The following is a 25,745-nucleotide window of genomic DNA, read 5'->3' as shown; positions in this document are numbered from 1 at the left end:
AGGTTCCCGCACAAACAGTTGCGGACCGTCACCGTCCGGACAGGGCATATTCGTTTGCGCACCCGCCGCAAGGACCGTCGAGAATGCGGACATGACCTGGACCGTCGCCCCGGAGCCGTACGACTCGGCCGTCGCCGCCGCGCTCTGGCGGGCGTACTACACGGAAGTCAGCGACCGCTGGTACCTGCTGCACGAGGGGCGGCGGACCGATCCGGCGGAGCTGGAGCGCGAGATCGCCGCCGTGTCGGGCGCGGACCTCGCGCCGCCGCGCGGGCTGCTGCTGGTCGCGCGGTACGCGGATGAGCCCGCCGGCAGTGCGGGCGTCCGGCTGCGGGACGACGGGACCGCCGAACTGACCCGGGTCTTCCTGTACGAGGGCGTGCGGGGGCGGGGCGGTGCGGGGCTGCTGGTGCGGGCCGCCGAGGACGCGGCCCGTGCCTCGGGCGCCCGGCGGATGATCCTGGACACGCGCGGCGACCTCGTCGAGGCCCGCGCCCTGTACGCGCGGCTCGGCTACGCGGAGACCGAGCCGCACAACGCCGACCCGTACGCCGAGCACTGGTTCGCGAAGGACCTGGACTGAGGCCGGGACGGGACGCGCCGCTCGTCCGGCGTGCCCGCCGTCCCGTCACCGGGCCCCCGTCACCGGCCGTGCGTCGTGCGGGCGTTCGCCCAGGGAACCGCACAGCTCGTCGTTCAGCTCGTGCACCAGCTGCACCAGGTCGGTCGGGCGGTCCGGCCCCCACCAGTCGCCGAGCAGCTCGGCCAGCGACTCCTCCCGGGCCCGCGCCAGCCGCTCCGACACCTGCCGTCCCTCCTCGGTCAGCACCATGTCGAGCCCCTCGCGCACGGCCAGGTGCCGCACCTCGACCTGGCGGGCGGCCTCCAGGACGACGTCCAGCGGAACGGGCGTGCGCTCGGGCAGCCGGGCCGGTTCCACCGAGCCGTACCGCCTGATCCGCAGCAGCAGCCAGCTCGCCGCGGGCAGCAGGTCGTAGCCCGCGCGTTCGGTGACCCTACGGTAGATCTCGCGGCGGCCCTCACGGGTGCCGAGCACCGACAGGGCGCGGCACACCTCGTCGTGCGAGGACCGTTCCACCGGGTTGCTGGCCAGTGTCTCGGTCACGTCGGGCGCGGTGACCGAGGCGCGCAGCCGGTCCTCCTTGAGGAACCAGGCCAGGGCGAAACCGACGAGGGCGACCGGTACGGCGTACAGGAAGACGTCGGTGATGGCGGTGGCGTACGCGTCGATCGCGGACGCGCGCAGGGCGGGCGGCAGGGCGGCGATGCCGCGCGGGTCGGCCCCCAGCGAGTCGGCGGAGATCCCGGGCGGCAGGGCGGCGCCACCGAGGGCGGCGGTGAGTTTGTCGCCGAGCCGGCCGGCGAAGATCGTGCCGAAGACGGCGACGCCGAAGGACGCGCCGATCGAGCGGAAGAAGGTCGCGCCGGACGTGGCGACGCCTAGGTCCTCGTAGGAGACGGCGTTCTGCACGATCAGCACCAGGACCTGCATCACCAGGCCCAGGCCGAGGCCGAAGACGAAGAAGTAGGCGCTCATCGCGGCGGTGGAGCTGTCCGGGGCGAGCTGGTGGAGCAGCAGCAGTCCCAGGGAGGTGACGGCGGTGCCCGCGATCGGGAACACCTTCCAGCGGCCGGTACGGCTGACGATCTGCCCGGACCCGGTGGACGACAGCAGCATGCCGGCCACCATCGGCAGCATGTGCACACCGGACATGGTCGGGGTGACGCCCTGCACCACCTGGAGGAACGTCGGCAGATAGGTCATGGCGCCGAACATGGCGAAGCCGATGATGAAGCTGATCACGGCGGAGAGCGTGAACGTGCGCACCCGGAACAGCTTCAGCGGCAGCACCGGCTCCGCGGCCCGGCGCTCCACGGCCACGAACGCGACGATCAGCACGGCGCCCAGCAGCGCCAGCCCGATGGTCCGTGCCGAGCCCCACGCCCAGGTGGTGCCGCCGAGGGAGGCGACCAGCACCAGGCAGGTGGCGACGGAGGCGATGAGGAACGTGCCGAGGTAGTCGATGACGTGCTTCGTCCGCCGGCGCGGGATGTGCAGCACCGCCGCGATCACGGCGAGCGCCACGACCCCGACGGGCAGGTTGACGTAGAACACCCAGCGCCAGCTCAGATGCTCGGTGAACAGTCCGCCCAGCAGTGGCCCGAGCACACTCGTCGCGCCGAACACCGCCCCGAACAGGCCCTGGTAGCGGCCGCGTTCACGGGGCGGGACGAGGTCGCCGACGATCGCCATGGACAGCACGATCAGCCCGCCGCCGCCCAGTCCCTGCAGCGCGCGGAACGCGATCAGCTGGGCCATGTCCTGCGCCGCGCCGCACAGCGCCGACCCCACCAGGAAGATCACGACGGCGGTCTGGAACAGCCTCTTGCGCCCGTACTGGTCGCCGAGCTTGCCCCACAGCGGGGTCGCGGCGGTCGAGGCCAGCAGGTACGCGGTGACCACCCAGGACAGGTGCTCCAGGCCGCCCAGCTCGCTGACGATGGTGGGCAGCGCGGTGGCGACGATGGTCTGGTCGAGGGCGGCGAGCAGCAGACCGAGCAGCAGGGCGCCGATGGAGACCATCACGTTGCCGGAAACCTGCTCCCGGCCGCCGGTGTCGCCGGGCGGCGGTCCGGCGCGGGGTGCGGGCCGGGCGTCGCTCGACCTCGGCGCCGTACCGTGCGCGTCGCCGGCCATGCAGACCTCCACAGGTTCTCGTTCCACCACCCTCCATCGTGATCGGTGTGACCCGTTATGGCCTGTCGAGTCCGGTTGGAAGTCCACATTCCGGGGGGATACGGGCGTGGCTGTGAAGGAGATCTGCATAATCTCTGGAGTTCGCGAGGGGAGGGACGTCACGTGGAACAGCCGAACGGAAATCCGTGCCCGGAGTGCGGTGCGCCCAGGAACGGCGACAACACGCCCTCCTGCGGCTGCACCCGGCGCGCCGCCGACGCCCTGCGCGACACACGGACGGCGGAGGCGGCCGCGGCGGAGGACTTCGATCCCCTGCGCATACGGCCGTACGTCGACCTGAACGGCGCGAGCACGCGGGACGCGCGGGACACACCGGATGGCCGGGACTCCCGTGACGGGCAGGACTCGCGGGGCGCGGGGGACGCGCCGCCGGGAGGCGCCGGTGCGCCGGAGGACGGGGGCGCCTCGGAGGACGGGGGTGCGCCTGAGGGTGGTGCCGGTGCGCCGAGGGCTGCGGGTGCGCCCGTGGACGCCTCCGGGCCCGTGGACGCCTCCGGGCCCGTGGACGCCTCCGGGCCCGTGGACGCCTCCGGGGCCGGGGAAGGCGCCGGGGCCGGGGAAGCCACTGGGTCCGGGGAAGGCGCCGGGTCCGGGGAAGCCGCCGGGTCCGGCGGGCCGGGATCCGTCCTGCCCGCGCCGCTCGCGCCCGCGACGACCCCGCCCGACGCCACCGACCTGCACCTGTTCGACACCGCCCCGCCGGACGGCGGCGCCGGGGCCGGGCCCGCATCGGACCGCGCCGGCCAGGAGCCGCCGCGCCGGCGCCGGCCGGGGATGCTGCTCGCGGTCGCCGGGACGGTCGTCGCGGTGGTGGGGGCGGCGGGGTGGGCGAGCGGGCTGTTCTCCTACGAGACGCCGTCCCGGGACGGCGCGGCGCCACGGGACATCAGAGCGGGCGTCCCGGACCCGTCGTCCGCCGGGCCCTCCGCCACGCCGGCGGCCCCGGCGTCCGCCACCACGCCCGCGTCCGGCGCGTCCGCGTCGGCCTCGCCGTCCGCGAGCGCGAGCCCTTCCGCCTCGCCGTCGCCGTCGGCGTCCGGTGCCTCACCGAGCCCGTCACGGGCGGACGAGCCGTCCGCCTCCCCGACGGCCACCGCGCCCGAGGCGTCGGCGGAGGACACCGGCGAGGACGGCCACGACGGCACCGAGCCGGTCCTGCGCCGCGGCGACCGCGGCCCGGAGGTCACCGAACTCCAGCTGCGGCTGCGCGAGGTGTACCTGTACAACGACGCCGTCAACGGCGAGTTCGACCACCGCGTGGAGGAGGCCCTGCGCAACTACCAGTGGTCCCGCGGAGTGCAGGAGGAGCTGGGCGTGTACGGCCCGAAGACCCGCGCCCGCCTGGAGTCGGAGACCCGGGAGCCGTGAGGGCCGCGGCCGGCCCGTCGCATCCGACGTGACCCGTACGGCATGACACGCACGGCGAGACCCGTACGACACGCGACCCGTACGGCATGACACGCACGGCGAGACCCGTACGACACGCGACCCGTACGGCATGACACGCACGGCGAGACCCGTACGACACGCGACCCGTACGGCGTAACGCCCGGACGGGTTCCCGCACGGTCGGCGGCCGGTCCGCACGCGCCGTCCGGCCCGGCGGGGTGCCCGAAGCGCGGCTCCGGGCCTACTGCGTGATGTGCAGCCGGATCGTCCCGTCCCCGGCGCGCTCCACCCGCACCTGGGTCAGGTCCCGTACGAGCACGTCCGGCCGGTGGAAGCCGGCCCGGGGGCCGATGCCGACGACCCGCATCCCGGCGGCGCGCCCCGCGGCGATGCCCGCGCCGGAGTCCTCGAAGACCACGCAGTCGGCCGGGTCGACGCCCAGTTCCGCCGCGCCCTTCAGGAAGCCCTCGGGGTCCGGCTTGCTCGCGCCGACGCTCTCCGCGGTGACCCGCACCTCGGGCTGCTCCAGTCCGGCGGCGGCCATCCGCGCCGTGGACAGGGCGACGTCGGCGGAGGTGACGAGCGCGTGCGGCAGCCCCTTGAGGGAGGCGAGGAAGTCGCGGGCGCCGGGGATCTCGACGACGCCCTCGGTGTCGGCGGTCTCCTCGGCGAGCATGCGGGCGTTGTCGGCGTGGTTCTGGTCCATCGGGCGGCCGGGCAGCAGCAGCGCCATCGACGCGTAGCCCTGGCGCCCGTGCACGACCTTCATGACCTCGTCGCCGTCGAGCCCGTTCCGCACGGCCCAGCGGCGCCACACGCGTTCGACGGAGGCGTCGGAGTTGACGAGGGTGCCGTCCATGTCCAGCAGGAGGGCGCGGGCGGTGAGCACGGCGGTGGCCGTCATCGGCAGCTCCAAGGCGCGGAGGTGGGGGCCTGCGGTGACGGCCCCGGGGGAACAAGGCGGCCCCGCCCGCCGGTCAGGGAAAACGGGCGGGAGCCACTTTGTTCATCCACGGTACAAAACAACCGCGGTATTCCGCCACCGCCTCCGCCGACCGTTCACGCACACTTCGGCCCGCCGCCACCCGGCGCGGCGCGGCGTCAGCCGGCGATCGCCTCCCACAGGCTCCACACGCCGAGGCCCAGCATCAGCAGCGCCGCGATCTGCGTGATCAGCCGCAGCGGAACCCTCTTCATCAGCGCCTTTCCGCCGACGATGCCGAGCGCGGCCACCGACCACAGCGCGAGCACCGCGCCCAGGCCGACGGAGAGCGGGTCGTCGTAGCGGGCGGCGAGGTTGGCCGTCATGATCTGCGTCAGATCGCCGAACTCGGCGACGAGGATGAGCATGAATCCGGCCCCGGAGACCTTCCAGAAGGACTGGTTCTCCGGCTTGCGGACCTCCGCCTCGTCCTCGTCCTTCTTCAGCAGCAGCATCGCCGCGCCACCGAGGAAGAGCACGCCGGTGAGCGCGTGCACGAGCTGCTGCGGCAGCAGCGTGAGGACGCTTCCGGCGGCCACCGCGAGCGCGACGTGCAGCGCGAAGGCGGCGGCGACACCGGCGAAGACGTAGGAGGCGCGGTAGCGGGTGCCGAGGACGAGGCCGGCCAGGGCGGTCTTGTCCGGGAGTTCGGCGAGGAAGACGACGCCGAAGACGACGGCCGTCACGGTCAGGCTGATCAACGGTTCCTCAATCGGTCGGGGCCGCCCCACCGAGAGTGCTGTGCGTTTCCGCGGGACACCTCGGCACGGCAGCACACACGGCACCCGTGCCGTACGGCACGGGCGTGCACTGCTTGCCGAAGGTCTCGCTGGCCGACCCCGTCGCGCGAGGTCCGCCTCCGGGCGCCGGCTCAGGCGTGCTGAGCAGTGTGTCGACGGTCCGGCGAAGAGCTACTCCCCTTCTGCGCCGTCCATGGTACGCGAGGCGCGCGCCGACCCGTGTCCGCGGAAGTTTCACACCGGAACCATGGACGTGACATGGACGCGTCACTAACTTCTTACCGGACACACCCCTCCCCGCAACCCGGAGTGGTGAGCATTCCCCTGCCCACGCTCCAACACGCCCACCCCACAAGGGAGTTCGCATGCCGAAGTTCTACGCGCGTCGACGCATCAGCATAGTCGCGGCGCTCACCGGACTCGTCGCCTCCGTCGGCCTGTTCAACGGCCCGACCGCGTCCGCCGCCCTCCCGACCCCGGTCAGCGCCGACACCGCCCGCGGCTACCTCGCCACGCTGCCCGTGCGCACCGAGGACCGCACCGGCTACAGCCGCGACCTGTTCCCGCACTGGATCACCATCAGCGGCGCCTGCAACACCCGCGAGACCGTCCTCAAGCGCGACGGATCCAACGTGCGGACGGACTCCTCCTGCGCCGCCACCAGCGGCAGCTGGTACTCCCCGTACGACGGCGCGACCTGGTCGGCCGCCTCCGACGTCGACATCGACCACCTGGTGCCGCTCGCCGAGGCCTGGGACTCCGGCGCCGACGCCTGGACCACCTCGCGCCGCCAGTCCTTCGCCAACGACCTGACCCGCCCGCAGCTGCTGGCCGTCACGGACAACGTCAACCAGGCCAAGGGCGACCAGGACCCGGCCACCTGGATGCCGTCGCGCACGTCGTACCACTGCGTCTACGTCCGCGCCTGGGTCCAGGTGAAGTACTACTACGGCCTGTCGGTCGACTCGGCCGAGAAGTCGGCGCTCCAGGGCTACCTCGCCGGCTGCTGAGCCGCTTGCGCCGCGCCGGGATCTCCCCGGTGTCCTCCGTCGTTCCGTACGGTACGGGGCGACGGAGGAAGGGGGTCACCATGGCCGGACTGCGGCTCGGACCGCTGCTGAGGTACATCGACGACTCGTCCGCCACGCTCTGGGTCGAGACCAGCCGGCCGGGCACGGTCGAGGTGCGCTGCGCCGACGGGACCGCCGGGCGGGCCGGCACGTTCCAGATCGCCGGCCACCACTACGCGCTCGTCCCGGTCACCGGCCTGACCCCGGGCACCTCCACGCCCTACGAGGTGTTCGTGGACCGCACCCGGGTGTGGCCGGTGGCCGAGGAACCGTTCGCCTCGCTGCCGCCGTCCGTCATCGCCACCCCGGGCCCCGACGACCGCCTGCGCGTCGCCTTCGGCTCCTGCCGCTGGGCCGCCCCGCCCACCGGGGAGACCGACCCCGTCGGGCCGGACGCCCTGGACGCCCTGGCCCGGCGCATCGCCGCCTCCCCGGCGGGCGAACGGCCCGACGTGCTGCTGCTCCTGGGCGACCAGGTGTACGCCGACGAGACGTCCGACGCCACCCGCGCCTGGCTCGCCGCCCGCCGCGATCTGAACGACCCGCCGGGCAGCCAGGTGGCGGACTACGAGGAGTACACCCACCTCTACGACGAGTCCTGGCTCGACCCGCAGGTGCGCTGGCTGATGTCCACGGTGCCGACGTGCATGGTCTTCGACGACCACGACGTGGCCGACGACTGGAACACCTCCGCCTCCTGGGTCGCCGACATGCGCGCCCTGCCGTGGTGGCGGGAGCGCATCCTCAGCGGCCTGATGTCGTACTGGGTGTACCAGCACCTGGGCAACCTCTCCCCCGCCGAGGTGGCCGCCGACCCGCTGTACGCGGCCGTCCGGGAAACCCCCGACGGCACCGACGCGCTGCGCGCCTTCGCCGCCGCGGCCGACGCGGACCCGACGTCCGCGCGCTGGAGCTACCGGCGCGACTTCGGCCGGGTCCGGCTGGTGATGGTGGACAGCCGCGCCGCCCGGGTCCTTCAGGAGGGCCGGCGCTCCATGCTCGACCCGGGCGAGGCGAGCTGGCTGCGCGAACAGGTCCTCGACGGGCACGGCTCGTACGACCACCTGCTCATCGGTACGTCCCTGCCCTGGCTGCTGCCCCATCTGGTGCACGACGTCGAGGCGTGGAGCTCCGTGGTGTGCCGGGGCGACAAGGGGGACCGCTGGGCGCGGTTCGGGGAACGGCTGCGGCGCGCGGCGGACCTGGAGCACTGGCCGGCCTTCCCGGAGTCGTTCGACGAGCTGGCGGAGCTGATCGCCGAGACCGGTACGGGGCCCGGGGCACCCGCGACGGTGTGCGTGCTCTCCGGGGACGTCCACCACGCCTACGTCGCCGAGCCGAGCTGGCCCGGCCGCGCCGGTCCGGACGCCCGCGTCGTCCAGCTGACCTGCTCCCCCGTCCACAATTCCATTCCCCTGTCGCTGCGGCTCGGCTTCCGCTTCGGCTGGAGCGCCGGCGCCCGGGCGTTCGGCCGCGTGTTCGCGCGGCACGGAGGTCTGGGGCGGCCGGCCGTCCACTGGCGGCGCACGGGCGGGCCCTGGTTCGGCAACCAGCTCATGACGCTGACGACGCAGGGACGTTCGGCGGTGCTGCGACTGGAGTGCGCACACCCCGGGGCGGCCGGGGCGCGGCTGAGGACGGTGTCGGAGACGCGGCTGAGTCAGTGAGGCTGCAGGAACCTGTCAGTTCGCTGTGGATCGTGGTGCGGATTCGGTCACGCCGTTGAGCATGAGGGCCGGGTGAGGGCCGTATTGACATGCGACAGCGGGTTCCGGAGCGGTCGAAGCACCGTTAACCCGTGGCCAAATGTTGAACTTGCAAGTAAGTGTGGGCCGCTCCTAGCGTGGGTCTTCGACTCGGTTCCGTCCCCGGACCGGCCCCACCCGGGGGCCGGCCTGACCGAAGGAGACCCCCCACATGACCGGACGCCTCAACAGCGCCCAGCCATACGTTCTGGGCCTGTTCCGCATAGTCGTCGGCCTGCTCTTCGCCTGCCACGGCGCCGTTGCCCTGTTCGGCGTGCTCGGCGGCGTGGACGGCAACGGCGGCACCGCCGAGACCGGCGCCTGGCCCAACTGGTACGCGGCGGTGATCGAGCTCGTCGGCGGCGGCCTGGTCCTGCTCGGACTCGGCACCCGCGGCGCCGCGTTCATCTCGTCCGGCGCCATGGCCTACGCGTACTTCAAGGTCCACCAGCCCGAGGCGCTGTGGCCGATCCAGAACAACGGCGAGGGCGCGGCCATGTACTGCTGGGCCATGTTCCTGCTGGTCTTCACCGGCTCCGGAGCATTCGGCCTGGACCGCCTGTTCAGCAAGGGCTCGTCGGCGGACAGGGCGCGCACGGCGGACACGACACCCGTGGCCGCCTGACCGGCCACCGGCCGACCGGCCCACGGCCCTCACCGGGCCGCCGGCCCGCCGGTGGCCGGTGAGGGCACCGGCCCGCCGGCTGCGGAGGGTGTCCTTCCCGTTCGGGGAGGGCACCCTTCCGCCGTTCACGGGGCCGGCGTCCGCGGGCCGTTGACGCAGCCGGCGTCCGTTGGCCGTTAAGGCACGTGGGCGAACGTACGACGGCGAACACACGAACCCCTCGTGACCCTTCCGTCACACATCCCGCGTACGCTGTGTGGCTGTCAACGGCCACTCCTGCCGCTCCCCCCGCGACATCGCGGCACGGTCTGGCCCACGGGGGAGCTACGGGGAGTTCGGGTGGAGAGTGTCGGGTCGCTGGTCGGCAGCCCATGGATCTATGCGGTGGTGGCCCTCTCGGTCCTGCTCGACGTGTTCCTGCCGGTCCTGCCCAGCGGAGTCCTGGTGATCACGGCGGCCACGGCCGCGGCCGCGGGTACGGCGGCCGACGTGCCCGACATCCTGGTGCTCACGCTGTGTGCCGCCACCGCCTCCGTCCTCGGCGACCTGGTGGCCTACCGCCTCGCCTGGCGCGGCGGCGCCCGCCTGGACCGCGCCCTCGCCCGTTCCCGGCGGCTGCGGGCCGCGCAGGAACGACTCGGCTCGGCCCTGGCGCGGGGCGGCGGCGCGCTGGTCGTCCTCGCCCGTTTCGCGCCGGCCGGCCGCTCGGTGGTCTCCCTCGGCGCCGGCGCCGCGCACCACCGCGCCCGCGACTTCCTCCCCTGGTCCGCCCTGGCGGGCCTGTCCTGGGCCGCGTACAGCGTGGCCCTCGGCTACTTCGGCGCCCACTGGCTGGGCGCGACCTGGCTGGCGACGGCGGTGTCGGTGGGCGCGCTGTTCGCGGCGGGGGCGGGCGCGGCCTACCTGATGCGGCGCAGCCCGCGAGCACCACGGGTCGCCCCGGTCTCACGGACCTCCTGAGACCGGCTTCCGGTTCCACGGGCGCACCGCTCCCGGCTCACCCCTGACTCGATGCCCGGCGCGGGAACACCAAGGCCCGGCTCCCGGCTCCCGGCTCCCGGCTCCCGGCTCCCGGCTCCCGGCTCCCGGCTCCCGGCCGGGCAACGCCCGGGCGCGGGCCCGGCAACGGTGAGGTCTACCCCGCGGCCCGGTGGGGTGCGGCACCCCGGATCTCCAGGCCGTCCAGGAGGTCGGCGGTGGCCTCGGCGATCGCGTCCACGGCCCGGTCGAAGACCTCGCGGTTGTGGGCGGCGGGCGCGCGGAAGCCGGACACCTTCCTCACGTACTGAAGGGCGGCGGCCCGGATCTCCTCTTCCGTGGCCTCCTCGGGCAGCACGGGCGGACGCAGCGTCTTGATACTCCGGCACATGCCCCCAGTCTGCCGCGCAGGGCCCGTCCCGACCACGGAATGGGCACCTGCGATGATCCCGGCAGGCGGCCACCGTCCAGGGGCCGACCGACGAGAGGAGTTCCTCGATGGCGAACGATCTCACCGTGGCGGTCCTCGGCCCCGGCGGCGTGGGCGGACTGCTCGCCGCGCTGCTGTCCCGCGCCGGGCACCGGGTGATCTGCCTGGCCGGCGACGAGACGGCACGGGCGCTGCGCGACAACGGGATCCGGGTCCGCAGCGGACGGTTCGGTGACTTCACAGCCCCCGTCGAGACCGACACCGTCCTGCGGGAGCCGGTCGACGCCTGCCTGGTCACCGTGAAGCACACCGCGCTCGACACCTCCTTGGACCGCCTCCCGGCGCAGGTGCTCGGCGACGGCCTCGTCGTCCCCTTCCTCAACGGCGTCGAACACCCGGCCGCACTGCGGGCCCGTCACCGGCCCGACCGGGTCGCCCCGGCCGTGATCCGCGTCGAGTCGACCCGCGTGGCCCCGGGGGTCGTCGAGCACGACAGTCCGTTCGCGGAGATCGACCTCACCGGTGACGCCGTGCCGCGCGAGCGCCTGGACGTCCTGGCCGCCGCCCTCGGCGCGGCCGGCCCGACGGTCGCGGTCCTCGACGACGAGACGGCGGTGCTGTGGGCCAAAATGTCGTTCCTGGCCCCGTTGGCGCTGCTGACCACGCGGTACGGCGTCCCGCTGGGGGACGTGCGCACCCACCGCCGCGAGGAGCTGACGGCCCTGGTGACGGAGACGGCCGCGATCAGCCGCGCCTGCGGAGGCCCGGGCGACCCCGACCGGGCGCTCGCCCGCTACGACGCGTTCCCGGCCGGGATGAAGTCCTCGATGCAGCGCGACGCCGAAGCCGGCCGCCCGCTGGAACTCGACGCCATCGGCGGCGCGTTGTTGCGTGCGGCAGAGCGTCACGGCGTGGCGGCTCCCGTGACCGCGCGGGTGGTGCGGGAGTTGACCGACCTGACCGGACACCGGGCCGCGCCCGCTCGAACGGGTGAACCCGGCGGTAGGACCCCGGAGTGACTCGCCACCCAAAATCGAACAGGCGTATCATTGGGTCGTGGCTGCGACCTATGACTTTCCGAGTGACCTCCTCGCCGGTCAGGAGGAACTGCATCAGGTCCGGGCCGAGCTGTCGGCCCTGCTGAGGCGTCTCCCCTGGTCGGTCGAACCCCTCGACGGCTTCAGCGACGACAACGGCTGGCGCAAGGTGGAACGTCCCGCCTCGCCCGGCTGGACCGCCGACGAACAGGCCGAGGTCGAGAAACTCAGGCGACGGGAGCACGAACTGGCGGTGTTCGTGAGCACCCACCGCTACTGGGCCGAACTCACCGGCGCCGACCGCATACACGCCCGCTCCCAGCTCAAGCACGTCCACGAGAACACCCCCGAGAACGAACAACAGCCCTCGTAGGGCAGCGGCAAACCGTCCGGACGGGGCGGCGAGCGCCCTCCCGGAGTGCCGGGAGACGCGGGGAGCGTCGGGGCAGCGAAAAGGGCCTCCGGAGAGTCTCCGGAGGCCCTGGTTCGTGGTGGGCGCGGACGGTTTCGAACCGCCGACATCCTGCTTGTAAGGCAGGCGCTCTACCCCTGAGCTACGCACCCGCGGCCCGGGCGTGCGCCCAGGTCGAGTCGACAGCCTACATGGCCCGGGCCGCGGTCCGGCAAACCCGACCGGGGGTTATCCCCACCCCGTATCCGCCAGCCGCCCGGATCCCCCGCCGAGTCCCCCGTCCGTACGGTCGGAGAGCGCTCGGACACCGCCGCGGAGCGCCACCGTCCGTTCCTGGGGGAGACCGTCATGACCCGCACGACCCGTACCGACCGCATCATCGGCGCCCCACGTCCGCTGCGGGCGCACGCCCTCGTCCTCACCGCGGCCTCCGTCGTGCTCGTCGCGGGCCTGAGCGCCTGCGGGGCGTCGGCCTCCGACGACGACGAACCCGACCACCGCACCTTCGACCTGCCCGGCCGCACCCTCACCGTCGACTCCGACGACACCGCCCTGGAGATCGTCGCCGCGGACGGCAACCCCGAGGGCAGGATCGAGGTCACCCGGTGGTTCCAGGGCACGGTCGCCCTCGGCAAGGACCCCGAGGTCACCTGGTCCATGGACGGCGACCGGCTGGTGCTGCGGGAGAAGTGCTCCGGCGTCGTCGCCGACTGCGCCGGCAAGCACCGCATCCAGGTGCCCCGCGGGGTCACCGTCGAGGTCGAGGGGAAGGACGGCAGCGTACGGGCGCGGGGCTTCCGCGACGCGCTGGACATCCGCACGACGGACGGCTCCGTCCACGTCACGGACACCTCCGGCCCCCTGGAGCTGCGCACCGGCGACGGCTCCGTGCGCGCCGAGGTGTCCTCCCGCACGGTGCGCACCCACAGCGGCGACGGCACCGTCCGCCTGGAACTGAGCGCCGTGCCCGACCTGGTGGAGTCCCGCAGCGGCGACGGTTCCGTGACCGTCGACCTGCCCCGCGCCTCCTACCGCGTGCACACCGAGACCGGTGACGGCGCCGAGGACGTGTCCGTGCCCCGCGACGACTCCAGCCCCCACGTGGTGAGCGTCCGCACCGGCGACGGCAAACTCACCGTGCGCACGGCGAACTGACCGACCCGTGTCTTCGTCCTTCACCGGTGGGAGAATGGCACCGGGCCGGGCGAACGACAGTACGGGAGAGGGATGTGACGGCGACACCAGCGCAGCCGTACTCGCCGTCGGAGCCGCGCGTGCCGCGCACGCGCCGTGCCCCCGCTCCCGTCCCGCCGGGGCGCCGCCCACGCCGGGCCCCGGGCCCACTGCGTGACCTGCTCGTTCTGGCGGGGCTGCCGCTGGCCGCGGCACTGGTGCTGCCCGCCGCGTTCGCCGGCGGCGGCACCCGGCGCTGGTTCGGCGGACGGGCCGAGAACCAGCGGGCCGAGGCCCAGGCCGCCAAGGACGCCGCGGCCGCCGCGTTCTACGAACTCGACACCGCCCAGCGCGACCTGCGGATCTCCATCGAGACGATCAGCGCCGTCGACGACTCCCCCGCCGCCCGCCGCGCCGTCGCCGACTTCGAGGCGCTCGGCCGGCGCATCGACGAGGCCAGCCACCGATACATCGGCGCCGTCGACGCCCACGACCTCGACCGCGACGACCTGGAAGCCTCCACCGCCTCCCGCGCCCGCGCCGAACTGACCGCCGCCCAGGACGAACTCGGCCGGGTCAAGCAGGAACTGGACCGTTTCGCCGACGGGCTCGGCCCCCTCCTCGACAAGGCCGAGACCCGGCTCGCCCGGCTCGCGCCCGCCGTCGAACGCGCCCGGCAGACGCTCCTCGCCGCCTCGAACGCCCTCGACACCGCACGCGGATCGGGACTGCGGGCCGACGACCTCGCCGCCCGGCTCGCCGCGCTCTCCCCGGAACTCACCAAGCTGAACCAGGGCGCGGGGCAGCACGGCGTGCCCCAGACCCTGGAGCGGGCCGAACGCGTCACCCGCGAGGCCGAGGCCGTACGGGTCGAAGCCGAACGCCTGCCGGAACGCGCCGCCGAGATCGACCGCCGCCTGGTCTCCCTGCGCACCCGCGCCCAGGCCCTCACCACTCGCTCCGAACAGGTCGAACCCGTACTGAGCGAACTGCGCCGCCGCTTCACCGCCGCCTGCTGGCAGGACCTGCAACGCGTCCCCGCCGTCGCCTCCGAGAACGTGACCCGGGCGGAAGCCAGGCTCGCCGAGGCCCGCGCCGCACGCGACGAGCAGCGCTGGGCCGACGCGACCGCCCTGCTGTCCACCGCGCGCGCCCTGCTGAACACGACCGACGAGGCCGTCTCCGCCGCCGGTGACCGGCTGCACAGGCTGAACGCCGTGCAGAAGGACCCCGAGCAGGAGATCGAACGCACCCGCTTCGCCATCCGCGACGCCCAGCGCCTCGCCATGGCCGGCCGCAACACCCCCGACCCGCGCCACGCCCGCCCCCTGGACGACGCCGTGGCCCGTCTGGAGCGGGCCGTCACCGGCCTGGAGGGCCGCCACCCCGACTACTGGCACTTCCTCACGGAGACCGAGGAGGTACGGGCCGCGGTGGGCCGCGTGGTGGCTCGGATCCGTGAGGAACGTGGCTCGGGAGCCCACTGACCCGCGCCCGCCCCGCCGGTTACCCTGTGCCCATGCCTCGCTACGAGTACCGCTGCCGTACCTGCGGCGACACCTTCGAACTCAGCCGCCCGATGGCGGAGTCCTCCGCTCCCGCCGCCTGCCCGGCGGGCCACGACGACACGGTGAAGCTCCTGTCCACGGTCGCGGTGGCCGGCACCGGCTCCGCACCGGCCCCGGCACCCCGCGCGGGCGGCGGTGGCGGCGGCTGCTGCGGCGGGGGCTGCTGCGGCTGACCGGCCCCTCGCCCGGTCCCGGCCGGACCGGGCGTGGCCGCTCGGATTTCCTCAGGGTTTCTTCAGGTCCGGTTCTCTAGCGTGACCGGCATGACAGCCATCGCAGCGCAGACGATCACGGCGGCCGCGGACGGGAGCGCCGGACCGCAGTGGGTCCACGACCTCATGGACGCCATGGGTGCTCCCGGGGCGGGCCTTGCCATCGCGCTGGAGAACCTGTTCCCGCCGCTGCCCAGCGAGGTGATCCTGCCGATGGCGGGGTTCGCCGCGAGCAGCGGACGGATGGGTCTGCTCGCCGTGCTGCTGTGGACCACGGCGGGCTCGGTGGTCGGCGCGCTCGCGCTGTACGGGGTGGGCGCGCTGCTCGGCCGGGACCGGACGGTGGCGATCGCGGGACGGCTGCCGCTGGTGAAGGTCGCGGACATCGAGAAGACGGAGGCCTGGTTCCTGCGGCACGGGCCGAAGGCCGTGTTCTTCGGCCGGATGATCCCTATCTTCCGCAGTCTCATCTCGGTGCCCGCCGGAGTGGAACGGATACGGCTGCCGCTGTTCCTCGGGCTGACGACGCTGGGCAGCGCGATCTGGAACACCGCGTTCGTGCTCGCGGGCTATGCGCTGGGGGACAACTGGGAGCAGGTGACGGGCATCGTCTCGGCCTACTCCAAGGTGGTCCTCGGTCTGGCCGCGCTGGCCGTGCTGGCGTTCGTGGTCCTGCGGCTGTTGCGGTCCGGCGGCGGCCGCCGCCGTCGCACGGGGGCAACGGCCGCGGACCGGACGCCCGGGCCGCCCACCGGCACCGTGGACGACACGGTCGCCCTGCGCCGCGCGCACCGCCGGCCCGCCGACTCCCCCGACCGGTAGCAGCCCGCCGACTCCCCGACCGGTAGCAGCCCGCCGGCCCGCACGCCCCGGCCACCCGGCGACGGCACCACCGCTGATCTCCCACACCGGCCACGGAACCCCGGTGGAGCACCAGCCCCCGGGACGGCACCACAGCCGGGCAGCCAGGCACCCGTCCAGGTGCGTACGACGGTCGAGCGCCGGCCCCCGGGACGGCACCACCACCAAGCACCGGCCCCGATCCGGTACGCCGGTCAAACACCAGCCCGGACACGGCACCACCACCAAGCACCGGCCCGGACACGCACCGCGGCCCGGCGCACCCGCCCGAACCGCCTGAACCGCCCGGAGGCCGGTCGGGGCGGGCGGGTGCCCGGTGTGTCTCACCCGGCCGAGCGCACCGTCCGCAGGAACTCGCGCAGGATCCGCTCGCCGGCCAGGACGCCGCGTTCGGGCAGTGCCCTGATCGCGGGCCCCGTCCAGTCGGCGTCGGCCAGTTCGCCGTGGCCGGGCCGCCAGCCCTGGTCCGCGGCGAGGAGCAGGTCGGCGTCGAGGAGGGAGTCGCCGGCGGCGAGGGTGAGGTCGGCGCCGGTGCGGCGGGCCACCTCGTGCATGGCCGCGCTCTTGGTGAGCGGCTTGGGCACGGCGTAGATCTTGCGGCCCTGGAGGGACACCGTCCAGCCGCGGTTCTCCGCCCAGACGGCGAGTTCCTTCACCCACTCCTCGCTGAGCAGTTCCCGCTCGACGACGAGGTACGCGAACAGGTCCTCGGCGACGCGGTGCTTGCGCACCCACACCGGGTCGGCGGTGCGCAGCAGGTGCTCCTGCACCTCGGCCAGCGGGGCGCACTCGTCGGCCAGCCGGGCGAGGACCCGCGCGTGCCAGTCCGGGTCGGACACGCCGTCGACGAGGAGGTGGCCGCCGTTGGCGCAGATCGCGTAGGTGGGCGGCGGGCCGGGGAGGTTGATGCGCTGGTACTGCTTGCGCGTGCGGGTCGTCGTCGGTACGAACAGCGCGGCGTCGCCGAGGTCGGTGAGGAGCTGCGCCGCCGTCTCCGTCATGTAGGACAGGGGCCTGCTCTCGTGGACCTCCACGCACAGCAGCCGGGGCGCGCGGGCGTCCGGCATGGTCAGCGCGAGGGCCGCGGCGGAGTAGATGAGCGTGCGGTCGAGGTCGCTGGCGACGATGACGGGCATCAGCGGGTCACCGCCTTGCCGTCGGCGCCGGTCGCGCCCCGCGTGTAGCGGGGGTGGATCAGTCCGACGCAGGTGTAGGGGAGGTCGGCGACCTCCTCGACGGGGACGCCCCGCTGCTCGGCGAGCAGGCGTACGTGGTCGAGGTCGCGGCCGGCTCCGGCGCGGGCGAGCACCTTCCAGGGGACGCGGCGCAGCAGCACCCGGGTGGTCTCGCCGACGCCGGGCTTGACGAGGTTCACGTCGTGGATGCCGTACTCCTCGCTGATGCGCTCGACCGCGGCCCAGCCCTCCCAGGTGGGGGTCCGGTCGGTGGCGAGGAGTTCCTTGGCCTGGGCGCAGGCCGCGTCCGTGACCTCGGGGAAGCGGGCGGAGACGGCGTCGAGGAAGGCCACCGACAGGTCCGCGCCCGCGAGTTCGCGGTAGAACTTCGCGCCGTGGAAGTCGTGCGGGCCGACCAGGTCGGCGCGGAGCACGGTGCGTGAGATCAGGCCGGAGACGGTGGAGTTGAGGCAGGCGGACGGGATCAGGTAGTCCTCGCGGGTGCCGTAGGTGCGGACGCAGGAGCCGGGGTCGGCCAGGACGGCGATCTCCGGGTCGAAACCGGTGACCCCTTCGGTCTTCTCGAACTCCTCCACGGCCTGGGCGAGTTCGCGGGTGATGGCGCCCTTGCCGGTCCAGCCGTCGACGAACACGACGTCCCGCGGGTCGTGGTGGGCGGCCAGCCAGCGCAGCGCGTTGGCGTCGATGCCGCGGCCGCGGACGATGGAGACGGCGTAGTGCGGGAGGTCGAGGTGGTGGCGGTGCTGGGCCCAGCGGCGCATCAGGATGCCGACGGGGGTGCCGGCGCGGGCGAGGGAGACCAGCACCGGGCGCGGTGACCGTTCGGCGAGGACGGTCTCGGTGACCACGCCGACCGCGTGGGCGAGGCGGGCCGCGGACTCGTCCAGGGCCGTGTGGAACAGCTGCTGGTACTGCTCGCTCGGCTGGTACTCGACGGGCAGCGACTCCGCGTAGTGGGCGCCGCCGCTCTGGATGGCCTCCTCGCGTTCCTCGGTCGGCGCCTCCAGCGTCACGTCCGAGAGGTCCTGGAGCAGCCAGCCGACCTCCTCGGGCGCGTACGAGGAGAAGGCGGGGCCTCTGAGGGGCTCGGGCAGCATGGTGGCGGGCCTTTCGGGGGCGTCCGGTCGGGCGTCCCGGGGTGTGTCCCGGGCGGCGGGCACGTACGTCGGTACGACCGCGAGGAGGACCTGCGGGGTGTGCTCGGCGAGCCGGGCGAGCAGGCCGTCGGGGGCGTGCAGTGCGGGGGTGTCGGCGGCCGAGTCGACGACGGCGACGACGGCGTCGAAGCCGTTGCCTGCGACGTTGTAGGCGTAGCGCTCGCCGGGGCCGTCGGCGGGGTCGTCGTGGGCGGGGAAGACCAGGCGGGTGCGTATCGCGTAGCCGGGGTCGTCGACGGCGAGGACGGGCGAGCGGGTGGTGGTGGAGAAACGCACCTCGGCGCCGTCCCCCGCGGACAGGCGCTGCTCCAGCGCGCAGGCGAGGCGCAGCGGCGCGTACATCAGTTCCTCGAAGCCGAGGACGAGGACGCGGCGGGCGCCTTCGGGCAGCGCGTCGGCGATCCGGCCGGCCATGGCGGGCAGGGCGCGTTCCAGGCGGGCGCGGTGGGCCGGGGTGAACCCGTGTCGGCCGCCGTCGGGGAGGCCGGAGGGCCAGCCCAGGTCGACGCGGCGGACGCGGTGGGCGGGCGGGTCGTGCGGGTGGGGGCCGTCCTGGGCCGGGCCCGGGGCGGCGGCGGACGGTCCGCTGCCCGTCGCGGCACCCTCGGACTCGTACCGGGCCACCAGCTCCTGGCCCTTCTCCAGGACGCCGTCCGGCAGCCGCACGGTGCCCGAGGCGGCGGTCACCAGGTCGACCCGGGCGCCGATCTCGCGGGCGAAGGCGTCCAGGCGGCCGGCGTCGGCGGGTGAGCGCATGTCGACCAGGGCGACGACGACGTAGCGGCGGCGCGGATAGCGGCCGTGCAGGGCGCGGACGGTGTTCAGCACCGTGTTGCCGGTGGAGAACTCGTCGTCGACCAGGACCAACGGCCCGGCGCCGGCCAGCAGCCGCGGGTCCTCCGGGAGCAGCAGGTGGGAGGTGGCATGGGAGTGGGACTCCTCGAAGCCGCCGGCCGTGGCGGTCCCGGCGACCGGTCGGCGGGTGGAGTGCAGGTAGGGGGCGGTGGCCAGGCCGTCGGCGACGGAGTGGCCGAGGCCGGTCGCGGTCTCCGCGTAGCCGAGGACGACCGCGTCGTGCGCCTCGTCGCCGAGCAGCTCGCGCACCCGGCGGCCGAGCGCGACACCGTGGCCGTGGACGACGGACGGCGCCTGCGGCACGTGCTTGCCGAGGACGTTGGACACCAGCAGGTGGGCCCGCTTGGGGTTGCGGCGCAGCGCCAGCCCCAGCAGCCCCGGCAGCCGGTCGTCCCCGGCCAGCTCGACCCCGAGCCGTTCGGTGACCCAGCTGCCGGACCAGACGTCCGCGCCGGTTCCCGTCGCGTGACGCACCGTGCGGTGCATCCCCTCGTTCACAGCCTTCTCCATGGATTCCCAGCGGTCGGTTCGGTCGGTTCCGTCAGGTGCGCCGGTGCGGTTCACTCGGGCGCGGTTCACTCCGCCAGGCCGGCCGCGAGCAGTTCCACGAAGCCGATGTCCTCGTTGGCCACGCCGAACGCCTCGGCGCGCAGCATGGTCCGCTCGGCCCAGGCGCGGTGGGGTTTCACCTCGTTCATCTTGTTCGTGTAGGCCGACCTCAGTACACCCCCGCCGCCGCGTTCCGGCCGGAGGATGTCCTGGGCGTCGCTGAACTCCTCGTGGCTGACGACGGACAGGGCGTGCACCGGCAGCACGTGGGAGGGGTGGATGCAGGTCTTGCCCTGCAGGCCGTTGGCCCGGTCGAGGGAGATCTCGCGCAGCAGGCCGTCCATGGCGTGTTCGATCAGCGTCTCGCGCAGCGCCACGGCCTGCACCTCCAGGAAAGGGCTCTGCCGCAGCATCGGCTTGAACATGCGCTCCTGGACCCGGAAGTACTCCCAGACCGGCCCGGTCACGGTGAAGCCGGTGCCGTCGGCGCGGCCCAGCATGTTCACCACGTCGGCGATCACGGAGGCGACGATCTGGATGTCGTACGCCGTCATGTCGGGGCCCCGGCGCAGCCCGTAGGAGGAGCAGAAGTCGGTGACGCCGAGGCGCAGCGCGAGGACGCGGTCGCGGTACTTGTCGATGACGCGGAAGATGCCCTCCAGGGTCTCCACGCGCGTCTCGCGGTAGAGCAGCTCGGGCGACTCCAGTACGGGCATGGCGAACAGCCGGCGGCCGCTGTCGGCCTCGGCGCCGGCGAGCGCCTCCAGGAACGGCAGACCGCGTTCCGCGGTGAACTTCGGCAGTACGAATCCGGCCAGCAGCCGGACGGCGGGGCCGAGGCGCCGCACGAGGTCCGGGATCTGCTCGGGGGTGCGGACGCGGATGAACAGCAGCGGCAGATCCACCCCGGGCCGCCCGGCCAGGTCCGCGAACTGGCGTACGAGGTTCTCCTCGCCCGCGGTCACGTCGGCGTCGCCGATGGAGTCCTCCAGGCACAGCACCATGGACACCACACCGCGCCCGCCCTGCTTGACGACGTCGTCGGCGAGCCGGGGCCGGGTCGCGGGGCTGTACAGGGTGGCGCCCAGGGCCGCGGAGAGCAGCCGGGCCGGTGAGTCGGCCGTGAACTCGCTCGGCTCCCGATAGAAGAGACGTTTCCGCACCGCAGGGCCGATGTGCCCGAAATGACGCATTGAACTCCCCCGTGGCCTCTGGGTGATCCGTGTTGGGAAAAGGTGGCCGGTAATAGTACGTAGAGATCCATGTCGGAGGTTCCCTCCGGCCATGAACTTCCGGTAACCCCACTGTGTCGGCTCCACACCCCCACGTTGTCGTGACCAGGACGGAGAAGGCAGGATGACCGCATGACGCACGCGATGCTGAAGGGGTCGAACGTCCCACTCGAGGCCACCACGGTACGTGCCGTGCTGCGCTGGTCGCCCGGGCAGGGGGTGCCGGACGTCGACGCCTCCGCGCTGCTCCTCGGCCCCGACGATCGTGTGCGCTCCGACGAGGACTTCGTCTTCTACAACCAGCCCCGGCACCCTTCCGGGAAGGTGTGGCGGCTCGGCAAGAAACGCGTCGCCGAGGGCCTGACGGACACGATCCAGACAGATCTGGCCGGTGTCGAGTCCGGCGTCGGCCGGATTCTGATCGTCGCGTCGGCGGACGGCGTCACGTTCGACAGCGTACGGTCGCTGCGCATCCTGCTGTACGACGCCCAGGCCGCCGACGGGGACGCGCTGGCGTACTTCGACGTCAAGCCGGAGACGGGCCAGGAGACCGCGCTGATCTGCGGCGAGCTGTACCGGCGCGGGGAGGGCTGGAAGTTCCGCGCGCTCGGTGAGGGCTACTCGAACGGGCTGAAGGGCCTGGCGACCGACTTCGGCATCTCGGTGGACGAGTCGGAGGCCGCGCAGGACTCCGGCGACACCACCACCCAGCAGCCGCCCGCCACCACGCAGACCCGGGCCCCCGAGCCGTCCTCCTCCGAGGCCCTGACCCAGGCGCACCCCCCGGTCGTCCCGCCGTCACCCGAGGTGTCCCGGCCGCTTCCGCCCGAGCAGCCGCCGGGCGTGCCCGCACAGCCCGCGTACGGCTACCCGCCGCAGCAGCCCCCGGCCGTCCAGCCGGCCTACGGCTATCCGCACCCGGCCGCGCAGCCCGCCTACGGCTATCCGCCGGCGCCCGCCGCCCCGGCCGCCACGGCCGCGCCGTCCGGCTACGGCTTCCCGCCGCCGCCCACCGCCGCCCCCGACCCGGACTTCCGGCTTCCGCCGCAGGGGCCGCAGTTCATCGGGCGCTAGGGTCTGTCGTTTGGATCAGGTCGGCTGGGAGACGCAGCGCTTCTCAGCCCACCCGAGCGGGGCGTGGTGCGTGCAGCTGCAAGGCGGAGGAGGGCGGCGACGCGGAGCGTCGACAACCGACGACAACGCAGCAGATGTGCGTGCCACGCCCCGCGAAAACCGACATGATCCAAACGACAGGCGCTAGCCGGGCAGACACCGCTGCGCGGGCTCGGCCTCCGTCCCGGAAGGGAGCGGAGGCCGGGTGCTCCTCAGCGATCGGCCTTCGTCTTGAAACCGCGGCCCCACTGCAGGCCCCACCCGTACAGCCGGTCCAGCTCCGCCTGGAAGCCGTAGACGAACTTCACCTCGCGCCGCACGATGATCTCGTTCTTGACGTTCTCGATCATCACTACCGCGCAGGAGCGGGCCTGCGGATGGCGCTCGTCGAGGCCGATCTCGATCCGCGGGCCGTTGCTGGGGTAGAGCGTGACCATGGCGTGCGTGCGGTCGAAGGCGGGCGTCTGGTCGTAGATGTAGGCGAAGACCAGCAGGCGTTTGATGTTCTCCCGGTGGTCCAGGTTGACGTACATCGTCTCGCCGGAGCCCGAGCCGAACCGGTCGTCGCCGCTCAGCTTGACGTACGGCGGTTCGTTGACGTCGCCGAGGAAGCCGCCGAGGGGCTGCACCACGCCCTTGGTGCCGTCCTGCAGCTCGTACAGACAGCCCAGGTCGAGGTCGACGTTGACCATGCTCTGGCTGTGCCCGACGACCTCCGGCGGCTTGAGCGCCTTGAGCGGGTGGCGCAGCAGGCTCTCCCGCTGGGTGCCGCCGAAGTCGGAGGTGCGCATCCGCCAGCTCAGGTTGATCCGCAGGTGGCCGGTGGCCGCGCTCTGTTTGGTCAGGGATATCTGACCGTGCCGTTTGGTCAGTTCGATGGCGTTGGTGGCCGCGTTGCCCGAGTCGAAGGCGCTCTCGCGGCCGCCCCGCAGTCCGTCCAGGAAACCCATTCCCGCCCCAAGTCCAGTTGCCGAACCCCGCCCGGGCCGGCCGGGGACCGTGTGGTCCCGGACGGCCGACGGGGCGGCTGCCGAGGAGTGGTCCTCGGTGGCCGCCCCGTCGAGAGCGTTCCTCACGCCGAGGGCTGTCACACCCCGGAGGAGACCTCAGTCTTGTCGTCGGCGTTTCCCTCGGCCGCCGCCAGCCTCTTGTTGCGGCGGACGGAGGACCAGAAGGAGGCGCCGATCAGGATGACGCCGATGGAGCCGGTGATGAGCTCGTGGATCTCGTACCGGATGGTGACGAGCAAAATCATCGCCAGCGCGCCGATGGCGTAGTGCGCACCGTGCTCCAGGTAGACGTACTCGTCCAGGGTGCCCTGGCGGACCAGGTAGACGGTGAGCGACCGGACGTACATGGCGCCGATGCCCAGGCCCAGGGCCATCAGGACGATGTCGTTGGTGATGGCGAAGGCGCCGATCACGCCGTCGAAGGAGAAGGACGCGTCCAGGACCTCGAGGTAGAGGAACATGAAGAACGCGGCCTTGCCGGCCAGGGCGACCGCCGAGCGGGGCTTGCCCTCGCGTGCGGCCTTCTCCTCCTCGTCGTGTTCGCGTTCCTCCTCCTCTTCGAGCTTGTCCTCGAAGTAGCCGGACAGACCGCCCACGATCATGTAGGTGATCAGACCGGCGACACCGGACAACAGGACCGTGGACGACTTGTCGACGTGCGCCCCGCCGTGCTGGTGGGCGTGGGTCGCGAACGCCATGGCGGCGATCATCAAGAAGATCAGCGCGATGCAGACCGACAGCATGTCGACCTTGCCGAGCTTGGCCAGCGGGCGCTCCAGCCAGCCGAGCCACTTGATGTCCCGGTCCTCGAAGATGAAGTCCAGGAAGATCATCAGCAGGAACATGCCACCGAACGCGGCGATCGCCGGGTGGGCGTCGGTGACGAGCTCCTGGTAACGGTCCTTGTCACTGAGCGCGAGGTCGACCGCCTCGATCGGACCGAGCTGAGCACTGACGGCGACGATCACGACGGGGAAGACCAGTCGCATACCGAAGACGGCGATCAGGATGCCGATGGTGAGGAAGATCTTCTGCCAGAAGGCATTCATCTTCTTCAGGATTCCGGCGTTGACCACCGCGTTGTCGAAGGACAGCGAGATCTCGAGGATGGAGAGGATCGCCACGATGCCGAAGGCGGTCCACCCCCCGAAGAGAACCGCTGCGACCAGGCCGAGCGCGGTGACCGCGAACGACCAGCCGAAGGTTTTCAGAACCACTGGCTACCCCAGGTGTGTTAACGGGTCTCCCCCGCTGCCGTGATCGGCTTTACGAAACGTTGACTCCGAAGTCTAGAGCGATGCCCCGCAGCCCCGACGCGTACCCCTGTCCCACTGCACGGAACTTCCACTCTGCCTGATAGCGGTACAGCTCGCCGAAGATCATCGCCGTCTCGGTGGAGGCGTCCTCGCTCAGGTCGTAGCGGGCCAGCTCCTGGCCGTCGGCCTGGTTCACCACGCGGATGAAGGCGTTGCTGACCTGTCCGAAGGTCTGACCCCGCTCGTCGGCCATGTGGATGGAGACCGGAAAGACGATCTTGTCGCACTGGGCCGGCACCCTGGACAGGTCGACCAGCAGGGACTCGTCGTCGCCGTCGCCCTCGCCGGTGAGGTTGTCGCCGGTGTGCTCCACCGAGCCGTCCGGGCTCGTGAGCTGGTTGTAGAAGACGAAGTACTCGTCCCCCATGACCCGGCCGCCGGTGCACATCAGCGCACTGGCGTCGAGGTCGAAGGGGGCTCCGGTGGTGGAGCGCGCGTCCCAGCCGAGCCCGACCATCACCTGCGTGAGGTTCGGTGCGGCCTTGGACAGGGAGACATTGCCCCCCTTGGCGAGCGTGACGCCCATTCTGGTCCCTCCCCAGGTGATGTTTCTCTGCTCGTACTGCGCGTCCGGCGCCGCACGTAAACGTGCGGCGCCGGGCGGTGCGGCCGTGCGGCCGTGCTCGGGCGTGGCCGCCCGGGCGTGGCCGTCTCAGACGTTCACGCCGAAGTCCTGCGCGATGCCGCGCAGGCCGGAGGCGTAGCCCTGGCCGATGGCGCGGAACTTCCACTCCGCGCCGTGCCGGTACAGCTCGCCGAAGACCATGGCGGTCTCGGTGGAGGCGTCCTCCGACAGGTCGTAGCGGGCGATCTCGGCGCCGCCGGCCTGGTTGACGACGCGGATGAACGCGTTGCGCACCTGGCCGAAGGACTGCTGGCGGGTCTCGGCGTCGTAGATGGAGACCGGGAAGACGATCTTCTCGATGTCCGCCGGGACGCCGGCCAGGTTGACCTTGATCTGCTCGTCGTCGCCCTCGCCCTCACCGGTGAGGTTGTCACCGGTGTGCTCGACCGAGCCGTCGGGGCTCTTCAGGTTGTTGAAGAAGATGAAGTGCTGGTCGCTGGAGACCTTGCCCGAGCTGTTCAGCAGCAGGGCGCTGGCGTCCAGGTCGAAGTCGGTGCCGGTCGTGGTGCGGACGTCCCACCCCAGTCCGACGATGACCGCGGTCAGGCCGGGCGCCTCCTTGGTCAGCGATACGTTGCCGCCCTTGCTGAGGCTGACTCCCACGAGTCCTCCATTGGTGTCCAGGGGCGGGAAGCCCCGTAGTGCGTTGGATGTCGGATCAACGAGTCGATCCTAGTGACGGGTTCCCGGC

Annotated in this window: 24 protein-coding genes and 1 tRNA gene; 13 read left to right on the top strand and 12 right to left on the bottom strand. The window is 72.8% G+C overall.

From position 1 onward, the window contains the following. Positions 1–91: 91 nt before the first annotated feature. Positions 92–583, top strand: coding sequence for a GNAT family N-acetyltransferase (locus FGW31_RS24250; RefSeq protein ID WP_142195613.1), 492 nt, complete (start codon positions 92–94; stop codon positions 581–583). A 45-nt stretch (positions 584–628) separates the two neighbouring features. Here the strand turns inward: FGW31_RS24250 and FGW31_RS24245 are convergent, their stop codons facing one another. Further along, on the bottom strand, positions 629–2,719 hold the full coding sequence (locus FGW31_RS24245; protein ID WP_142195738.1) for an MDR family MFS transporter: 2,091 nt from the start codon (positions 2,717–2,719) through the stop codon (positions 629–631). Positions 2,720–2,881: 162 nt separating this feature from the next. Here FGW31_RS24245 and FGW31_RS24240 point away from each other — a divergent pair, with 162 nt between their 5' ends. Then, a complete protein-coding gene (locus FGW31_RS24240; RefSeq protein WP_233452570.1) occupies positions 2,882–4,147 on the top strand; it encodes a peptidoglycan-binding domain-containing protein in 1,266 nt (421 codons plus the stop codon). A 262-nt stretch (positions 4,148–4,409) separates the two neighbouring features. Here the strand turns inward: FGW31_RS24240 and FGW31_RS24235 are convergent, their stop codons facing one another. Then, a complete protein-coding gene (locus FGW31_RS24235; protein ID WP_142195611.1) occupies positions 4,410–5,072 on the bottom strand; it encodes an HAD family hydrolase in 663 nt (220 codons plus the stop codon). A 197-nt stretch (positions 5,073–5,269) separates the two neighbouring features. Further along, the gene (locus FGW31_RS24230; protein WP_142195610.1) at positions 5,270–5,851 is read right to left on the bottom strand and encodes a TMEM165/GDT1 family protein; all 582 of its coding nucleotides are present in this window, start codon (positions 5,849–5,851) and stop codon (positions 5,270–5,272) included. Between the two features lie 404 nt (positions 5,852–6,255). On the opposite strand from FGW31_RS24230, the gene FGW31_RS24225 reads away from it, so the two are divergent. The 4 genes from FGW31_RS24225 to FGW31_RS24210 all read left to right on the top strand — a co-directional run bounded on the left by FGW31_RS24225 (position 6,256) and on the right by FGW31_RS24210 (position 10,290). Beyond that, the gene (locus tag FGW31_RS24225; RefSeq protein ID WP_142195609.1) at positions 6,256–6,900 is read left to right on the top strand and encodes an HNH endonuclease family protein; all 645 of its coding nucleotides are present in this window, start codon (positions 6,256–6,258) and stop codon (positions 6,898–6,900) included. Between the two features lie 80 nt (positions 6,901–6,980). Then, entirely contained in the window at positions 6,981–8,627 is a 1,647-nt protein-coding gene (locus FGW31_RS24220; RefSeq protein ID WP_142195608.1) for an alkaline phosphatase D family protein, read from the top strand. Between the two features lie 250 nt (positions 8,628–8,877). Then, positions 8,878–9,330, top strand: coding sequence for a DoxX family protein (locus FGW31_RS24215; RefSeq protein ID WP_142195607.1), 453 nt, complete (start codon positions 8,878–8,880; stop codon positions 9,328–9,330). A gap of 339 nt (positions 9,331–9,669) precedes the next feature. Further along, positions 9,670–10,290: a DedA family protein gene (locus tag FGW31_RS24210; protein ID WP_142195606.1), complete on the top strand. Its 621-nt coding sequence runs from the start codon at positions 9,670–9,672 to the stop codon at positions 10,288–10,290. Positions 10,291–10,465: 175 nt separating this feature from the next. Here FGW31_RS24210 and FGW31_RS24200 read toward each other — a convergent pair whose 3' ends face one another. Next, a complete protein-coding gene (locus tag FGW31_RS24200) occupies positions 10,466–10,699 on the bottom strand; it encodes a DUF2277 domain-containing protein (protein ID WP_142195604.1) in 234 nt (77 codons plus the stop codon). Positions 10,700–10,806: 107 nt separating this feature from the next. Here FGW31_RS24200 and FGW31_RS24195 point away from each other — a divergent pair, with 107 nt between their 5' ends. Together FGW31_RS24195 and FGW31_RS24190 are read left to right on the top strand one after the other, a co-directional pair. Beyond that, positions 10,807–11,757 (top strand): ketopantoate reductase family protein, encoded by a 951-nt coding sequence (locus tag FGW31_RS24195; RefSeq protein ID WP_142195603.1) that lies wholly within the window; start codon positions 10,807–10,809, stop codon positions 11,755–11,757. Positions 11,758–11,794: 37 nt separating this feature from the next. After that, a complete protein-coding gene (locus FGW31_RS24190) occupies positions 11,795–12,148 on the top strand; it encodes a hypothetical protein (RefSeq protein ID WP_142195602.1) in 354 nt (117 codons plus the stop codon). Between the two features lie 116 nt (positions 12,149–12,264). Here FGW31_RS24190 and FGW31_RS24185 read toward each other — a convergent pair. After that, positions 12,265–12,339, bottom strand: a tRNA-Val gene (locus FGW31_RS24185). A gap of 196 nt (positions 12,340–12,535) precedes the next feature. Here FGW31_RS24185 and FGW31_RS24180 point away from each other — a divergent pair. The 4 genes from FGW31_RS24180 to FGW31_RS24165 all read left to right on the top strand — a co-directional run bounded on the left by FGW31_RS24180 (position 12,536) and on the right by FGW31_RS24165 (position 15,962). Beyond that, the gene (locus FGW31_RS24180) at positions 12,536–13,342 is read left to right on the top strand and encodes a DUF4097 family beta strand repeat-containing protein (protein WP_142195601.1); all 807 of its coding nucleotides are present in this window, start codon (positions 12,536–12,538) and stop codon (positions 13,340–13,342) included. Positions 13,343–13,416: 74 nt separating this feature from the next. Beyond that, positions 13,417–14,847 (top strand): hypothetical protein, encoded by a 1,431-nt coding sequence (locus FGW31_RS24175; protein WP_182674581.1) that lies wholly within the window; start codon positions 13,417–13,419, stop codon positions 14,845–14,847. A 32-nt stretch (positions 14,848–14,879) separates the two neighbouring features. Then, on the top strand, positions 14,880–15,101 hold the full coding sequence (locus tag FGW31_RS24170; RefSeq protein ID WP_142195600.1) for an FmdB family zinc ribbon protein: 222 nt from the start codon (positions 14,880–14,882) through the stop codon (positions 15,099–15,101). A gap of 90 nt (positions 15,102–15,191) precedes the next feature. Beyond that, positions 15,192–15,962 (top strand): DedA family protein, encoded by a 771-nt coding sequence (locus tag FGW31_RS24165; RefSeq protein ID WP_233452569.1) that lies wholly within the window; start codon positions 15,192–15,194, stop codon positions 15,960–15,962. A gap of 362 nt (positions 15,963–16,324) precedes the next feature. Here the strand turns inward: FGW31_RS24165 and FGW31_RS24160 are convergent, their stop codons facing one another. The 3 genes from FGW31_RS24160 to FGW31_RS24150 all read right to left on the bottom strand — a co-directional run bounded on the left by FGW31_RS24160 (position 16,325) and on the right by FGW31_RS24150 (position 20,951). Then, positions 16,325–17,137, bottom strand: a complete 813-nt coding sequence (locus tag FGW31_RS24160) for an HAD family hydrolase (RefSeq protein ID WP_142195599.1) — start codon at positions 17,135–17,137, stop codon at positions 16,325–16,327. Then, complete coding sequence (locus FGW31_RS24155) at positions 17,137–19,695, bottom strand: phosphoribosyltransferase (protein ID WP_233452575.1); 2,559 nt, start codon at positions 19,693–19,695, stop codon at positions 17,137–17,139. The genes FGW31_RS24160 and FGW31_RS24155 overlap by 1 nt, the downstream gene beginning before the upstream one ends. Positions 19,696–19,784: 89 nt before the next feature. Then, entirely contained in the window at positions 19,785–20,951 is a 1,167-nt protein-coding gene (locus tag FGW31_RS24150; protein WP_142195597.1) for an HpcH/HpaI aldolase/citrate lyase family protein, read from the bottom strand. A 171-nt stretch (positions 20,952–21,122) separates the two neighbouring features. Here FGW31_RS24150 and FGW31_RS24145 point away from each other — a divergent pair, with 171 nt between their 5' ends. Next, positions 21,123–22,064 carry a TerD family protein gene (locus FGW31_RS24145; RefSeq protein WP_142195596.1) on the top strand — a complete coding sequence of 314 codons (942 nt, stop codon included), beginning with the start codon at positions 21,123–21,125 and terminating at the stop codon, positions 22,062–22,064. Between the two features lie 251 nt (positions 22,065–22,315). On the opposite strand, the gene FGW31_RS24140 is transcribed toward FGW31_RS24145, so the two are convergent. The 4 genes from FGW31_RS24140 to FGW31_RS24125 all read right to left on the bottom strand — a co-directional run bounded on the left by FGW31_RS24140 (position 22,316) and on the right by FGW31_RS24125 (position 25,657). Continuing rightward, a complete protein-coding gene (locus FGW31_RS24140) occupies positions 22,316–23,053 on the bottom strand; it encodes a TerD family protein (RefSeq protein ID WP_142195595.1) in 738 nt (245 codons plus the stop codon). Between the two features lie 137 nt (positions 23,054–23,190). Beyond that, entirely contained in the window at positions 23,191–24,330 is a 1,140-nt protein-coding gene (locus FGW31_RS24135; protein WP_142195594.1) for a DUF475 domain-containing protein, read from the bottom strand. A 49-nt stretch (positions 24,331–24,379) separates the two neighbouring features. Continuing rightward, complete coding sequence (locus tag FGW31_RS24130) at positions 24,380–24,955, bottom strand: TerD family protein (RefSeq protein ID WP_142195593.1); 576 nt, start codon at positions 24,953–24,955, stop codon at positions 24,380–24,382. 126 nt (positions 24,956–25,081) lie between these two features. Further along, complete coding sequence (locus FGW31_RS24125; protein WP_142195592.1) at positions 25,082–25,657, bottom strand: calcium homeostasis/redox stress adaptation protein; 576 nt, start codon at positions 25,655–25,657, stop codon at positions 25,082–25,084. Positions 25,658–25,745 lie beyond the last annotated feature (88 nt).

This window comes from Streptomyces calvus (assembly GCF_006782915.1).
Lineage (GTDB): Bacteria > Actinomycetota > Actinomycetes > Streptomycetales > Streptomycetaceae > Streptomyces > Streptomyces calvus.
The sequence above is the reverse complement of the archived record's forward strand: the minus strand, read 5'-3'. Positions and strand labels throughout refer to the sequence as shown.